Origin of the sequence: Duganella flavida (assembly GCF_009857445.1) — a bacterium.
In the GTDB taxonomy this organism is placed as follows: Bacteria; Pseudomonadota; Gammaproteobacteria; order Burkholderiales; family Burkholderiaceae_D; genus Rugamonas; species Rugamonas flavida.
Genome location: NZ_WWCN01000001.1, coordinates 102,768 through 117,682, shown reverse-complemented (window position 1 = coordinate 117,682; position 14,915 = coordinate 102,768). Strand labels below are relative to the sequence as shown.

Here is a 14,915-nt window from a genome sequence, read left to right as displayed (position 1 = left end):
TATCCGTGTGGCAGTTTATTAACGCTTCACTTTGCCGAAGGCGTCGCCGGCTTTCCAGGTCTGCATTTTCGGCGCGTTGGCCACTTCGTAGCCGAGGTTGAGCGTGAATTGCGCCTGCTGCACCATGCCCGACAAATCCCAGTCCGCGTGGTATTCATCGCTCGGCTGGTGGTAGTCCTGCTTGAAGGCCACCAGGCGGGCGCGCGACTTGTCCTGATCCTTGATGAAATCAAAGTAGCCGTCGCCCGAGAACACGGCCGAACCGACGTTAAACGCCGGCACCCCGGCTTTGGCAAAGCTGAAATGGTCGGCGCGGAAGTAGGCGCCCGACAGGTCCGGGATGGACGGCGCCAGCTTCAGGCCCATTTTCTTCGCGACCACGGCGGCGGCGTCATACAGGCTGCTGCGCTCGGCGCCGGCGACGCCGATGTCGCGCGTCTTGCCGATGAAGTTCATCGAGTCGAGATTCAGGTCAGCCGAAGTCTTTTCCAGCGGCCAGGCCGGATTGCGGATGTAGGCGCTGCTGCCAAGGAAACCAGTCTCCTCGCCGGCCGGCCACAGGAACACTTGCGTGCGCTTGGCCGGATGCTGGACGGCGGCCTGCGCCATTGCCAGCAGGGCGGCCACGCCGGAACCATTGTCGATGGCGCCGTTCCAGATATTGTCGCCTTGCTTGTTCTCGTCGATGCCGAGGTGGTCCCAGTGGGCCGAATAGACCACCGCTTCCGACTTCAGTTTGGCGTCGGTGCCGGGCACGATGCCGACCACGTTGTACTGCTCGATCTGGCGCACCTTGCTCTTGATTTGTGCATGCATCTTCAGCTTGAGATCGACCGGGCGGAAGTCGCGGCGTTCGGCTTGTGCGCGCAGCGCGTCCAGATCGAAACCGCTGGCGGCAAACAGGGCGCGCGCCGTGTCTTCCTGCAGCCAGCCTTCCAGCTGGTTGCCGCTGCCGGCCAGGTGGAAGCGTTCGTGGCCGAAGCTGGTGGCCGGCACGCTCCAGTCGTACGATGCGGACGGCGTGGTGTGGATCAGCAGCGCGCCGGCCGCACCCTGACGCAGCGCTTCCTCGTACTTGTACATCCAGCGGCCGTAGTAGGTGTAGGCCTTGCCGGCGAAGCGGTTCGGTTCCTCGGCGGTTGGCTGCGGATCGTTGACCATCATGACCAGGATCTTGCCCTTCATGTCCTGGCCCTTGTAATCGTCCCAGTTTTCTTCCGGCGCAACGGCGCCGTAGCCGACGAACACCAGCGGCGCATCGATGCTGAGGTCTTCCTTGCCGCTCATGGTGCCGAGCAGGATTTCCGGGCCGGTGGCCGGGGTCAGAATCTTGCCGTTATCGGCGCTGAAGCGCGCGAAGCTGTCTGGCAGCAGCTTGGTGCCTTCGGCCTTCACCAGCTGGCGGTAAGTGCCGTCGGCCAGCGGCTTGAGGCCGAGGACAGCGGCTTGCGTTTCCAGATAGCGCACCGTCAGATCGCCGCCGCGTTGGCCGGTGCCACGGCCTTCGAACAAATCGTCGGCCAACAAAGACAGGTGGGCGCGCAGCGGCGCTTCGGCGACGACGGGTTGCTGGGCGTGGGCTTGCAGGGCAAGACCGGCGGCAAGAGCGATGACTGGCAAACGCATATTTACTCCATGTTGTGAGGCAGAAGGCGGTAATCTTACTGTAATTCGTTCAAACAAAGGAGACCTATGAAAACCATCATCATCACCGGGGCATCGGACGGCATCGGCGCGCAAATCGCGCGGCAACTGGCGCGCAAGCATGGCGCCGGCGTGGCGCTGGTGCTGGCGGCGCGCAATGCCGAACTGCTGGAGCAAGTGGCCGGGCAGTGCGCAGCGCTCGGTGCGCAGACGCTGGTGGTGCCGACGGATGTATCGGTGCAGGCGCAGTGCGTGGCGCTGATTGAGGCGAGCGTGGCGCGCTTCGGCCGCATCGATGCCTTGATCAACAACGCCGGCCGCTCGGCGCATGCGCTGTTTTCGGAGGTGGTGGATTTGGCCTGGTACGAAGAACTGATGCGGATTAATTTGTGGGGCAGCGTGTGGTGCACGCACGCGGCGTTGCCGCACCTGAAGCAAACACGCGGCAGCATCGTCGCGGTGTCCTCGCTGGCGGGGCTGGTGGGCGTGCCTGGTCGCACCGCCTACAGCGCCACCAAGTTTGCGATGGGTGGTTTCTTCGAAGCGCTGCGGACGGAATTGAAGCCGTACGGCGTGAGCGTGACGACTGCGTATCCGGGCGTGGTGGCAACCCAGATCCGCCACCGCGGCTTCAACGCGGCCGGCGGTGCCTTGGGCAGCAGCAGCCTGAAAGAAGACCAGGCCATGTCGGTAGAAGAATGCGCTGGCCTGATCGTGGCCGGCATGGAATCGCGCCAGCGCGAAGTCGTGATGTCCGCCAAGGGCAAGCTAGGCCGCTGGATGAAACTCATCGCCCCCGGCCTGGTCGAAAAAATGGCACTGGCCGCGCTGAAAGACGATGTGAAGCCTTGATTGTAAGCATTTGTAATTCCCGTCAACTGGGTAGTAGGCGGTCGCGTTTTTTGCTCATGCGACACGGGAATTGTCCCGATGCCGAAACCCTGAAAAAGGAATTCAATCATGTCCAAAGTAATCGCTTCCCTGATCGCCGGCCTGTTCGCTACCGCAGCATTCGCTCAAACGCCTGCGACCGCCCCAGCCGCTCCTGAAACCAAGCCTGCTGTGGCGGAAAAAACCGAAGCGAAACCAGTCGCCAAGAAAAAAGTCCATCACAAGGCCAAACAATCCAAAGCTGCGGAAACCACTGCCGCCGCCGCAGCACCAGCAGCGCCAGTAGCGCCAGTAGCACCAGCAGCAAGCAAGTAATTAACGATATAAACCGTATAAATTAAAAGAGGACTGAATCATGAAAAAAGTTATCGCTACCCTGATCGCCGGCCTGTTTGCTTCCGCTGCTTTTGCTCAAGCTCCTGCCGCCTCGGCTTCCGCATCGGCCGCTGCTTCGACCCCGGCTGCTTCGGCGCCAGTCGTCAAGAAGGCCATGCATAAGAAAGAGCACAAAGCCAGCGCATCGACTTCGGCCTCGGCTTCCGCACCAGCCGCGTCTGCACCTGCTGCCTCGGCTCCAGCCCCGGCCGCTTCGGCTCCAGCCGCCAGCAAGAAGTAATTCGCGCTAGTGCCCGACGTGCCGCCCCGGACCCTCCGGGCCTGGGCGGTGCAAGAGAAAAGATGGCTTCCAACGCCATCTTTTCTGCATTTGGCGTCAACTAGAGTAAACTACGCACAAATTTCTTTCGCAATTCGGCGATTCGAACAAACTTTGTGAGTGACGCCCATGTCTGTATCTTCCGTATCCATTATGTTTTCTGACCTCAATCTCGGCGAGCCGCTGCTCAAGTCGCTGAATGATGTTGGCTACGAGTCGCCATCGCCGATCCAGGCCGCGACCATCCCCCTGCTGCTGGACGGCCTCGACGTGCTGGGCCAGGCCCAGACCGGCACCGGCAAGACCGCCGCCTTCGCGCTGCCAGTGTTGGCGCGCATTGATATCAAACAGACCACGCCGCAAGCGCTGGTGCTGGCTCCAACCCGCGAACTGGCTATCCAGGTCGCCGAGGCGTTCCAGACCTACGCCAAGCACATCCCTGGCTTCCACGTGCTGCCGATCTACGGCGGCCAGAGCTACGGTCCGCAGCTGTCGGCCCTGCGCCGCGGCGTGCACGTGGTGGTTGGCACCCCTGGCCGCGTGATCGATCACCTCGATAAAGGCTCGCTCGACCTGTCCAAGCTGAAAACGCTGGTACTGGACGAAGCCGACGAAATGCTGCGCATGGGCTTTATTGACGACGTTGAGCGCATCTTGCAAGAGACTCCGGAATCGCGCCAGACCGCGCTGTTCTCGGCCACCATGCCGTCGGCCATCCGCCGCATCGCCAATACTTACCTGCACAATCCGAAGGAAGTGACCGTTGCTGCCAAAACCGGCACCAATGAAAACATCCGCCAGCGCTATTGGCTGGTGTCCGGCATGCACAAGCTGGACGCGCTGACCCGTATCCTGGAAGCTGAAAACTTCGACGGCATGATTGTTTTCTCGCGCACCAAGCTCGGTACCGAGGAACTGGCGCAGAAACTGCAAGCACGCGGCTTCTCGGCTGCCGCCATCAACGGCGACATCCAGCAGGCGCAGCGCGAGCGCACCGTGCAGATGCTCAAGGACGGCAAGATCGATATCCTGGTGGCGACCGACGTGGCCGCCCGTGGTCTGGACGTGGAGCGTATCTCGCACGTGGTCAACTATGACGTGCCGCACGATCCAGAAAGCTACACCCACCGTATCGGCCGTACTGGTCGCGCCGGCCGTAGCGGCGAAGCGATCCTGTTCATCACGCCGCGTGAAAAAGGCCTGCTGAAGATGATCGAACGCTCGACCCGCCAGCCTATCGGCCAGCTGGAGCTGCCGACCATCCAGGCGGTCAACGATGTACGCATCGCCAAGTTCAAGCAGCAGATCACCGATACGCTGGCCGAAGGTGGCCTGGAACAGTTCCAGTCGCTGATCGAGGACTTTGAACAAGAACACAATGTGCCGGCGGTGGAAATCGCCGCGGCGCTGGCCAAGCTGTCGCGTGGCGATGTGCCGCTGCTGCTGGATAAAAAACAGCAGACCCAGTGGGAAGAGCGTCCGGCCCGCCCGGTTTCCGACCGTCCGGAACGCGGCGACCGTTTCGATCGCGCCGACCGTGGTGATCGTCCGGACCGCAGCGAGCGCTTCCCGAAAAAGGAACGCATCGCACGCGAATCCGAGCCAGGCATGCGCACCTACCGCATTGAAGTCGGCTACCAGCATGGCGTTAAGCCGGGCAACATCGTCGGCGCCATCGCCAACGAGGGCGGTATCGACTCCAAGAACATCGGCCGCATTGAAATCTTCGACGACTACACGGTGCTGGACATGCCGGACTCCCTGAGCCGCGAAGCGCTGGACATGATGGCGGGCATCCGCGTGGCCGGCCAGTCGCTGCGCATCAGCGTGGACGGCCAGGGCGCGCCTGCGCCAGCTTCGGCGCCATCGCCAGCCCCGGCCAAAGCGCCGCGCGCCGCCAAGCCAGCCGCCTCGCCGCTGGAAAAGGTAGTGCGCGCCGCCGCCGAAGAGCCGGAAGAAGCCCCGGCCAAGAAGAAAAAGGAAAAAGTCGGCAAGCTGGCGGTGCCGATGTCCGCTTTCCGCGTTGAGGTGGGTCGCAAGAATGAGATCACCCCGGCCAACATCGTCGGCGCCATCGCCAACGAGACCGGCCTGGAGGCCAAGTACATCGGCCGTATCGAAATCTTTGAGGACCACTCGATGCTGGAACTGCCGGACGGTATGCCGGAAGATATGTTCCGCAACCTGGGCAAGATCTGGGTTGGCGGTGGCCAGCTGAAGATCAGCCAGGTTGACCGCATGCCGCCGGAATCGGGCAAGCACACGCCGCCGAAGAAACCGGCGCCGGGCGCCAAGCCGAAGTCGAAAAAGTACTAAATACCACGGGGCCGCAAGGCCCCGTTTTCATTCCGCCCTGCATTGCACACAAGCGGTGCTGCAATGCACCAAAACGAATCCTGCCCGGGGAAACGACGGTAATGTTGTCATAGTAGAAGGCAGCTGGCCCGCTTATTGCATAACTGATAGCAATACTATCTCTTACCCCGGAGGGCAGATGTTATTGCGGAATGACCTGTTGCAGTACACGCATCCGTCGCTGCGCACCGTCCGCATTCTGTGGATTGCTCCCGAGCAGAGTCACGCTTATTTCTTCGATGTGGCGGCGCGCTCGGCGGAAGTCGAGCTGGTGCAACTGCCGGCGGTGTACGCCGACCTGCGTTCGGGGCACGCCAGCGTATTGCCGGCCGATCCTTATGTCATGGTGGTGAGCCAGGAGCTGCTGCCGCCCAAGCATCTGCAGCTGCGCGCCCGCGCGTGGGAGATCATCGAAGGGCTGGTGGCGCAGGAGCCGGGGATTTATGAGGCGCGCCTGCGCGGCCAGATGATTGCCCAGGCTACGGCGCAGCATGACGTCTCGCATCCCACCATCTATCGCTACCTGCGCCGCTACTGGCAGCGTGGCCAGACCCCCAACGCGCTGCTGCCCGATTACGGCAACTCTGGTGGGCGCGGCAAGGTGCGCCAGTCGTCGGCTGGTGTGAAGCGCGGCCGGCCGCGCAAGAACGGCGCTGACGCTGGTCCCGGCCTGAATGCGGATGAGGAGATCCGTCGCACCTTCCGCGTCGCCACGGCCCGCTACGCGGCTGCCAACGCCAAGTTCTCGCGGCTGGGGGCCTACCAGCAGATGCTGCATGATTTCTTCGTTGAGCGCCGCATCGATAGCGACTCCGGCCGCGTGCTGAGCATGCCGCCAGGATCGGTCAAGGATGTGCCGACCTTCGGCCAGTTCAACTACTGGCTCGATCACGACGACGACCGCCCGCCGGAAGTGGCGCGCCGGCCGCAAGCTGTGATGCCGGCCGCGCTGCAGGCGGCATCGCAGCCGCAAGGTCAGGGCGCCATGCCTGATGGCCGTCCCGGCGATGGCTTCTATCTGGATGCGGTGCGCGCTGAAGTGCAGCTGGTGTCGCGTGCCGACCGTAATCAATCCATCGGCCGCCCGGTGATCTACGTGGCGACCGATTGCTTCAGTCGCATGGTGTGCGGCGTCTATGTCGGCCTGGGCGAGGTGCAGTGGCCGCAAGCCATGCTGGCCCTGGCCAACTGCGGCGCCGACAAACAGCGCTACGCGCAGCACTACGGCCGCCGCATCGAGGCCGAACAATGGCCGTGCCGCCATCTGCCGGAGACGTTGTTCGCCAACGAGGCCTTGATGCGCGGCTGGCAGGGCGGCAGCGGCGACGCGCTGCTCAACAACTTCAACCTGCGCAGCGCGGCAGTGGACCAGGGGCCGGACGAGTGGCGCACCGTGCTGGAAAAACGTTTTCGTCTGCTGGCGCCGATGATGGAAGGCGCGCCTTGCCGGCTGGACGGCGTACTCGATCTGGAGCAGTTCACCCGCATCGTGATCGACTGTGTCTTGTACTTTAATAGCCGCCACCAGCTGGCGCATGCGAATGCCACGCCGCGCCAGTTATGGGACTGGGGCCGTGAACATCGCGGCGGCGGATTAAAGATATATCCTGAACACTTGATTCGCTGCTGCCTGATGCCGATGGCGCAAGCCCAGGTCACCAGCGACGGCATCGCATTGTTCGATAGCCTGTACACCTGCGCGCGCGCCATTGGCGAACGCTGGTTCGAACGGGCGCGTACGCGCGGTGCATGGAGCATCAAAGTGGCTTATGACCCGGCCAACCTGGATACGGTGTACCTGCTGGATCCAGCCGCGCCGCTGCAATTCCACGCTTGCCACCTGACCGACGCCAGCGTGGCGCACCAGAATCTCTCAGAGGCGGAGATAGCGCGCCTGCCGCGTGCACACGCGCTGCTGCAAGGCGCACCATTGCGTACCACTTCACAGGGTTTTCGCAGTTTCGTGGGCTAATTCCCGTCCGGCGTGCAGACCAGCAAACGCGGTGCATCGTAAAGGTGCACCGCGTTTTTACTTTGGTGGAAGCGTTTCTAACCGCTGATGAATAAAGTCTGTGCGTGTGAAGCCCCGCATCAGGTGTATAGACAAGAACTTGGCCGCGCATGAACAAACATTGTTTTATATCGTTTATCTCATTCCATAAGTAGTCGCCGCAGCGGCGAAACATGTTTATTTTTTGGCTACGTTGTGGCACGCCGTTTGCTAAAGAGGAGCTATGGGTTAGCAAGTCGCCCAAGGATCTTTCAGCAGACTGGTGAGGAAACAGATGGATAGCAAAACAGTAAAACCATATAAATCGTTTAGCTCATTTACGAGAAGGGATTTTCTATACCGTGCCGCCGCAGTCGGCGGCACTGGATTGCTGTTGAATACCATGAATGCCTGGGGCATGGGCATCGCCTCTACCGCCTCGGCGCCGCCGGCCTTGAGCGGCAGCGGCAAGGGCAAGAAGGTGCTGATCCTCGGCGCCGGCCTGGCCGGCATGACCTCCGCCTTCGAGCTGGAAAAGCTGGGCTACAAGGTGCAGATCCTGGAAGCGCGCGCCTTTGCCGGCGGCCGCTGCCAAACCGCGCGCAAGGGCTTCAGCCTGACCGAATTGGGCGGTGAGAAGCAGACCTGCGCCTTCGACGAAGGCCACTACATCAACCACGGTCCGTGGCGCATTCCGCTGCACCACCAGTCGACGCTGCACTACACCAAGCTGTTCGAAGTGCCGCTGGAGGTGATGATCAACGATAACGACCACGCTTACGTCTACTCCGAGAACGCTGGCCCATTCGCCGGCAAGCGCGTGCGCGTGAAGGAAGTGAAGGCCGATATGCGCGGCCACGTCTCCGAACTGCTGGCCAAATCAGTCAAGAACCACTCGCTGGACCAGGAGCTCACCGCCGACGACCAGCGCTTGCTGCTGGACTACCTGCAGCACGAAGGTGCGCTGACCGCCGGCGACTTGCAGTACAAGGGCCGCAGCGGCCGTGGCTACACCGTTAATCCGGGCGCCGGCCTGAATCCGGGACCGGGCACGCCGTCCGATCCGCTGGGCTTTAAGGATTTGCTGGCATCGAAGCTGGGCAACGTCTACAGCGCAGTGCAGGATTTCCCGATGCAGAACACCATGTTCCAGCCAGTGGGCGGCATGGATGCTATCGCCAAGGCGTTTGAAAAACGCGTCGGCAAGAATATTCGCTACAAGGCGGAAGTACAAACCATCCGCCAGAACGACAAAGGTGTGACCGTGACCTACAAGGACACCGGCACCAACAAGGTCAGCGCCATCAGCGCCGACTACTGCCTGTGCGCGATTCCGCTGTCGGTGTTGCGCCAGATCGATACCGATTTTTCGGACAAATTCAAGGCGGCCGTTGCCACGGTGGCGTACGCGCCGGTGGGCAAGATCGGCCTGCAAATGAAGCGCCGCTTCTGGGAAGAGGACGACCATATCTACGGCGGTCACATCATGACCGACGTTAAAGGTATCAACACGATTTCGGTACCGTCGTACGGCTTCCAGAAGAAGAAGGGCGTGCTGCTCGGTTACTACCAGTATCAGACGCAAGCCATTGAAACCAGCGCGCTGTCGCCGAAAGAACGCGCCGAATTCGCACTGGCGGCCGGCCAAAAAATCTTCCCGCAATACACGGAAAACTTCGAGACCTCGTTCTCGGTGGCGTGGCATCGCGTGCAGTACAACCTGGGCGGCTGGGCCGAGTGGACCGATAAGACCCGTGCCGCCGCTTACCCAACGCTGGTGGAGGGCGAGGGCCGCATCCTGCTGGCCGGCGAGCACCTGAGCTACCTGACCGGCTGGCAAGCCGGCGCCATTGAATCGGCATGGCAGCAACTCGCCAAGATCCATGAAAGGGCAAGCGCATGAAGGAAGTATTGATCAAGGCGGTGATGGTGGCGGTGGCGGCGTTTGCAGCGGCAGCATCGTCGCCGCTACGCGCGCAAGAGATGGACGGCAAATCGCTGTTCCTGAAGAACTGCGCGGCGTGCCACCAGCAAACCGGCAAAGGTATCCCCGGCGCCTTCCCGGCGCTGGCCGGTAGCAAATTCGTGCAGGGCAAAGGTACGGACGTGGCCAGCGTGCTGCTGAAAGGGCGCGGCGGCATGCCGGACTTCAGCGACTCGCTGAGCGACCGCGATATCGCCACCGTGCTGACCTTTGTGCGCTCCAACTGGGGCAACAAGGCCGATGGCCTGAGCGAGGCCGATGTGGTCACGCTGCGCACCACGTTGGGCATCGACCCGTTTGGCAATTCCATGATGTCCAACAAACACTGAGAGAAAGAGCACAACAATGAAGAAAGCACTTGCCACCCTGTTGATCGCCGCTGCCTGCGGCACTGCGGCCGCCGCACCAAAAGCGGACATCGTGCGCCACAAGATTCCGAATTCGGATTTTCCGATTGCGCTGGCGGTGACGATTCCACCCACCGCCACCATTCACTTCATCAGCGGCCAGGTGCCGGCGGTGGTGAACAAGGATGCGCCGGCTGATTCGATCGAAGCCTTCGGCGACACCAAGGCGCAGTCGGAATCGGTGCTGAAGAAGATCAAGGAAATCCTGCAGGGAATGAAGCTCGACATCTCTGACGTGGTGAAGATGCAGGTGTTCCTGGTCGGCGATCCGGCCAAGGGCGGCAAGGCTGACACCAAGGGCTTTATGGAAGCCTACACCCAGTACTTCGGTGGCGCCCAACCCAACCTGCCGGCGCGCGCGGTGGTGCAGGTGGCAGGCCTGAGCAATCCGGGCTGGCTGGTGGAAATCGAAGTCGTCGCAGCTAAAAAATAATTTTGTTGTTCGTGTTTCAGGTCTTACTTTTTTCATTCAAAAATGGGGATTAATCTTATGCATAAGGCCACACTCAAGATCGGCGTTGCAGCCGTACTGTCCACGCTGGCGTTTAGTGTCTACGCTGCCGAAGATGATGCAGCAGCGGCCGATGCAGGCGTCACGCCCAACGCGGGAGCGGTGATCGTGACGGGTACGCGTACCAGCGGTATCAAGGTTGAAAACAGCGCTTCGCCGATCCAGGTACTGGATGCGGCGTCGCTGCAGCGCACCGGCCAGCCGGACCTGATTCAGGCACTGGCGCAGAACCTGCCGTCGTTCACGGCGCAAGCCTTCGGCGGCGACACTGCCAACCTGACGCTGTCGGCCCGCCTGCGCGGCCTGAGCCCGAACAACACGCTGGTGCTGATTAACGGCAAACGCCGCCACGGTACCTCGAACCTGGCCGTGCTGGGCGGGCCGTACCAAGGTGGTGCAGCAGCTGACCTGAACTACATTCCGGTATCGGCGATTGACCACATTGAAGTGCTGCAGGACGGTGCGGCCGCGCAGTACGGCTCGGACGCGATTGCGGGCGTGGTCAACATCATCCTCAAATCGAACAACCATGGCGGCACCGCGACTGCCACCGGCGGCGGCTATGTCGATGGCGGCGGCCGCACGGCGGACGCTTCGGCCAACATCGGCGTTGAGCCGTTCGAGAATGCCTTCCTGAGCCTGACCGCAGAATCGAAATACCACGGCTACAGCGACCGTGGCGGCCTCGATCCACGCGTTACCACGGCAGCCAATATGGCGGCGTATCCGGGCATGTTCCAGCATCCGGGCTACCCGCACGTCAACCATATCTCGGGCGATGCGCAGTACCACCTGAATGTGTTTGCCGCGAACTTCGGCTACGACATCGACGCCGACACCCAGTTCTACTCGATCCTGACCGCCGGCCGCAAGGAAGCGCGCGCGTTCGAGAACTACCGTCTGCCGAGCCGCCTGCCGAAAGTGTATCCAACCGGCTTCTCGCCGAAGGAAACCATGAAGCAGGATGACTACGGCCTGACCGTCGGCATCAAGGGCAAGGTCGCTGGCTGGAGCACTGACCTGAGCTCGACCTATGGCCGCGACAAGGCGCTGATCGGCGTGGCCGATTCGGGCAACGTCTCGCTGTTCAATGACACGGGCTCGACGCCAACCGTGTTCAAGGCCGGCGCCTTCATCGCCAGCCAGTTGACCACCTCGCTGGAAACCGGCAAAGAGTTCGACATCGGCTGGGCCAAACCGCTGAACGTGGCCGCTGGTCTGGAGCACCGCATCGACAAGTATGAAATCGAAGCGGGCGATGCGGCTTCGCGCTACAAGGAAGGTTCGCAGTCGTATCCGGGCTTCTCGCTGACCGACGCCGGCAGCCACCGCCGCACCAATGAAGCAGCCTACGTCGACTTCGCCGGTAATCCGATTACCGACCTGACGCTGGATTTGGCTGCACGTTACGAGCACTTCAGCGACTTCGGTAATGCCAAGGTCGGCAAGATCACCAGCCGCTACGACTTCTCGCCGGTGGCAGCGGTGCGCGGTACTTTCTCGAACGGTTTCCGCGCGCCGACGCTGGCAGAGGAATACTACTCGGCCACCAACGTTTCGCCGACCAGCGCCTTCGTGCAGCTGGCGCCGAATTCGGCGGGTGCGAAACTGGTGGGCGTCGATGGCCTGAAGCCTGAGCGCTCGACCAACGTCTCGGTGGGTCTGGTGCTGAACCCGGCCAGCAACGTGGCGATCACGCTGGACCTGTACCAGATCAAGATCCGCGACCGCATCGTTGGTTCGGGCGCGCTGTATGGTTCGGGCGGATCGGTCAACTCGCCGGCGGTGGTGGCAGCGATCAAGGCCAACGGCAACGTGTTGGATAGCACCGTCAACCAGACCGGTATCAACATCTTCTCGAATGCGGTCGATACCCGCAGCCGCGGCCTGGAGTTCGTCACTACGATCAATTCCAACTACGGCACCTCGGGCAAGGTGGACTGGTCGATTGCCGCCAACTACAACAAGGTGGAAGTCACCAAGATCAACCAGGCGCCTAGCCAGCTGCTGCCGCAAACGCTGCTTGACCAGGCGGCAATTTCCGACCTGGAAACCGCATCGCCTAAGCTGCGCATGAACCTGGGTGCGCTGTGGAAGATCGGTAACTGGACCGTCAACCTGCGCGAAGCGATCTACGGCAAGGCTTCCGAGTACGGCAGCGAAGATGGCTCGGTGTACCACCTGACCGAGATCAAGCCGAAGGCCATTACCGACCTGGAAGTGGGCTACAAGATCAGCAACGCGTGGTCGGTAGCGGTGGGTGCGAACAACCTGTTCAACACCTATCCTAACGGCGTGAATCCGAACCTGCTGGCGGACCAGCGTGCGGCTGGCGACAATGCAGCGGTGACCGTGCTGCCATCGTTCTCGCCGTTCGGCATCAACGGCGGCTACTACTACGCCCGCGCCAACTACAAGTTCTGATCAAGGGGATGTTCTTTGCAGCCGCCCTTCGGGGCGGTTTTTTTTTCGTGTAGCATTAGTGCATGCTGAAAAAAATACGTACAACCTTGCTGGCGGCCGCAGTTGCGGGCAGCGCTGGCGGCGCGGCTGCCGCGCCCATGAGTCTTGACGACTACCTCGCCCTGAACGGCCCCGCGCCCACGCGCCACGTCGCATATGGCGCTGCGCCATCGCAGTTCGCGGAGCTGTTCCAGCCGGCCGGGGAGGGACCGTTCCCGGTGGCGGTGATTATTCACGGCGGCTGCTGGACCAAGCACTTCGGCGGCATCACGCAGATGCGCAATATGGCCGGCGGCCTCGCTTCGCAGGGCATCGCGGTGTGGAATGTGGAGTACCGCCGCTTCGACGAGGAAGGCGGCGGCTATCCTGGCATGTACCATGACGTCGGCACGGCGATGGACCGACTGCGCACGCTGGCGCCTGAGCACAAGCTGGACTTGTCGCGCATCGTGCTGGTCGGGCATTCGGCTGGTGGCCACTTGGCGCAATGGGCTGGTTCGCGCGCCAAGTTACCGCGCAGCAGCCCACTGTACGTGGCTGATCCGCTGCCGGTACCAGTAGTGATCAGCCTTGGCGGCCTGGCTGACCTGCGCAACGAAGAAGCGCTGATCAAGACCAGCTGCAACCGCGACATGGCGCAACTGGCCGGCGTCGCCAGCGCCGAGCGGCCTGACATCTACAGCGACACCTCGCCGGCCGAAATGCTGCCGGCCGGCGTGCGCACGGTGCTAATCCACGGTGAATTCGATGATATTTCGCCACTACGCGTGGGCCAGGATTACGCCCGCCGTGCCCAGGCAGCTGGCGACCCTGCCGAGGTGCTGGTGCTACCCGGCGGCAGCCATTACGATGAAGTGGCGGCGATTTCGCCGTCATGGAAGATCGTGCTGGAGCAGATCCGCAAGGCGCTGGGCCTTTAAGCCATCGCAGCGGTATGTATGGACGGACGCCGAGAAAACCGGTATCCTCCGTGCTGCTTGTTGTAATCACACCTCATGCGGCTGTAGCTCAGTGGATAGAGTATTGGCCTCCGAAGCCAAGGGTCGTGGGTTCGATCCCCGCCAGCCGCACCACAAATTCCCATAATATTCAATAACTTAGACGTTGCGATGTAGTGCAATGCAATGCGTTATTTTGCAAATTTTGGCACACTGACTGTGCCAAAAATGTGCCATTTCCATCGAGGATATATTTGTGTGACTGGCACAGTGTTTAAGGCCTGCCTCTCGTTGAGTACCTAAAGATTTTCAACGAGAGACCGCCTCCAGTTTGCGCTTTCTATACTCCTCCAGTTCTTGTAGGTCATGGTCACGCATATCTTGCATGACTTGCTCTCTCACTTCTTCATATTCTTTGCTGTGTGGACTATCAAGCGAATCTGTCTCGAAAAATTTTGCCCCGAGTGGCATCCTTTTCAGGATTTCGTCATTCATTTTTGCGTCCATCAATGACCTTAAGCTTTTCTCAAAATCGGGCGTAACACCTATCTTCGCCAGACCAGCTTGAGTTCGCTCCCTGAGCGGCTGGAGTAGTTTCATCTGATACATGAAGTACTCGGTGGATTCTGGCATTTCTTCATTTATTTTTTCCAAAATACACTCTGCTCCAGGCGGCGCGACGTGACCTGAGAGTGGGTCGGTTCCACCCGTCGCCAGCCAGAAGGCGTATTGCGGCCACCGTTCGCTCACGGATTCAATCATTTCCCCTGAGGGGGCGCTATTTCTATTCCAAAAGGTTCGCCACGTAGCCCCCGAAATTCGGGTGAACTCCTCCATTGACTTGAAGCGCCGGTCTTCACTACTCACGGCCTTGATGATCGTCAGCATCCTAGAACGGATACTCGTATAGATATTGCTTGACATTAACTGTCCTCTTGGCTACAGTTCGCTCAATCGAATCGTTTCAATTGAAACGGTCCAAATGAATCTATTCATGTGTTTGATGTGAGAGGTTGCGCTTAATGAGTCTTGAGGTCAAGTCCCTACCGTCATTGGAGCTGGTTTCTGTTGAGCAGT

12 protein-coding genes and 1 tRNA gene are annotated in these 14,915 nt (G+C 61.0%); 11 read left to right on the top strand and 2 right to left on the bottom strand.

Annotation, left to right across the window (positions count from 1 at the left end; genetic code table 11):
* Positions 1-18: 18 nt before the first annotated feature.
* Complete coding sequence (locus GTP46_RS00500; protein ID WP_161004690.1) at positions 19-1,626, bottom strand: M28 family peptidase; 1,608 nt, start codon at positions 1,624-1,626, stop codon at positions 19-21.
* Positions 1,627-1,692: 66 nt separating this feature from the next.
* On the opposite strand from GTP46_RS00500, the gene GTP46_RS00495 reads away from it, so the two are divergent.
* The 11 genes from GTP46_RS00495 to GTP46_RS00445 all read left to right on the top strand — a co-directional run bounded on the left by GTP46_RS00495 (position 1,693) and on the right by GTP46_RS00445 (position 13,973).
* A complete protein-coding gene (locus GTP46_RS00495; RefSeq protein WP_161004689.1) occupies positions 1,693-2,496 on the top strand; it encodes an SDR family oxidoreductase in 804 nt (267 codons plus the stop codon).
* Between the two features lie 108 nt (positions 2,497-2,604).
* Positions 2,605-2,850, top strand: a complete 246-nt coding sequence (locus tag GTP46_RS00490) for a hypothetical protein (protein ID WP_161004688.1) — start codon at positions 2,605-2,607, stop codon at positions 2,848-2,850.
* Positions 2,851-2,890: 40 nt separating this feature from the next.
* Positions 2,891-3,151, top strand: coding sequence for a hypothetical protein (locus GTP46_RS00485; RefSeq protein WP_161004687.1), 261 nt, complete (start codon positions 2,891-2,893; stop codon positions 3,149-3,151).
* 192 nt (positions 3,152-3,343) lie between these two features.
* The gene (locus GTP46_RS00480; RefSeq protein WP_371869506.1) at positions 3,344-5,506 is read left to right on the top strand and encodes a DEAD/DEAH box helicase; all 2,163 of its coding nucleotides are present in this window, start codon (positions 3,344-3,346) and stop codon (positions 5,504-5,506) included.
* A 178-nt stretch (positions 5,507-5,684) separates the two neighbouring features.
* Entirely contained in the window at positions 5,685-7,517 is a 1,833-nt protein-coding gene (locus GTP46_RS00475) for a TnsB C-terminal domain-containing protein (RefSeq protein WP_161004685.1), read from the top strand.
* Between the two features lie 313 nt (positions 7,518-7,830).
* Positions 7,831-9,438, top strand: a complete 1,608-nt coding sequence (locus GTP46_RS00470) for a flavin monoamine oxidase family protein (protein ID WP_161004684.1) — start codon at positions 7,831-7,833, stop codon at positions 9,436-9,438.
* Entirely contained in the window at positions 9,435-9,848 is a 414-nt protein-coding gene (locus tag GTP46_RS00465; RefSeq protein ID WP_161004683.1) for a c-type cytochrome, read from the top strand. Before GTP46_RS00470 ends, GTP46_RS00465 begins: the two co-directional genes overlap by 4 nt.
* 16 nt (positions 9,849-9,864) lie before the next feature.
* Positions 9,865-10,359, top strand: coding sequence for a RidA family protein (locus GTP46_RS00460; protein WP_161004682.1), 495 nt, complete (start codon positions 9,865-9,867; stop codon positions 10,357-10,359).
* Between the two features lie 57 nt (positions 10,360-10,416).
* Positions 10,417-12,861 carry a TonB-dependent receptor plug domain-containing protein gene (locus tag GTP46_RS00455; RefSeq protein WP_161004681.1) on the top strand — a complete coding sequence of 815 codons (2,445 nt, stop codon included), beginning with the start codon at positions 10,417-10,419 and terminating at the stop codon, positions 12,859-12,861.
* Between the two features lie 62 nt (positions 12,862-12,923).
* On the top strand, positions 12,924-13,820 hold the full coding sequence (locus tag GTP46_RS00450; RefSeq protein WP_161004680.1) for an alpha/beta hydrolase: 897 nt from the start codon (positions 12,924-12,926) through the stop codon (positions 13,818-13,820).
* A 77-nt stretch (positions 13,821-13,897) separates the two neighbouring features.
* A tRNA-Arg gene (locus GTP46_RS00445) sits at positions 13,898-13,973 on the top strand.
* A gap of 174 nt (positions 13,974-14,147) precedes the next feature.
* Here the strand turns inward: GTP46_RS00445 and GTP46_RS00440 are convergent.
* Positions 14,148-14,726 (bottom strand): hypothetical protein, encoded by a 579-nt coding sequence (locus GTP46_RS00440; protein ID WP_161004679.1) that lies wholly within the window; start codon positions 14,724-14,726, stop codon positions 14,148-14,150.
* Between the last annotated feature and the right edge of the window lie 189 nt (positions 14,727-14,915).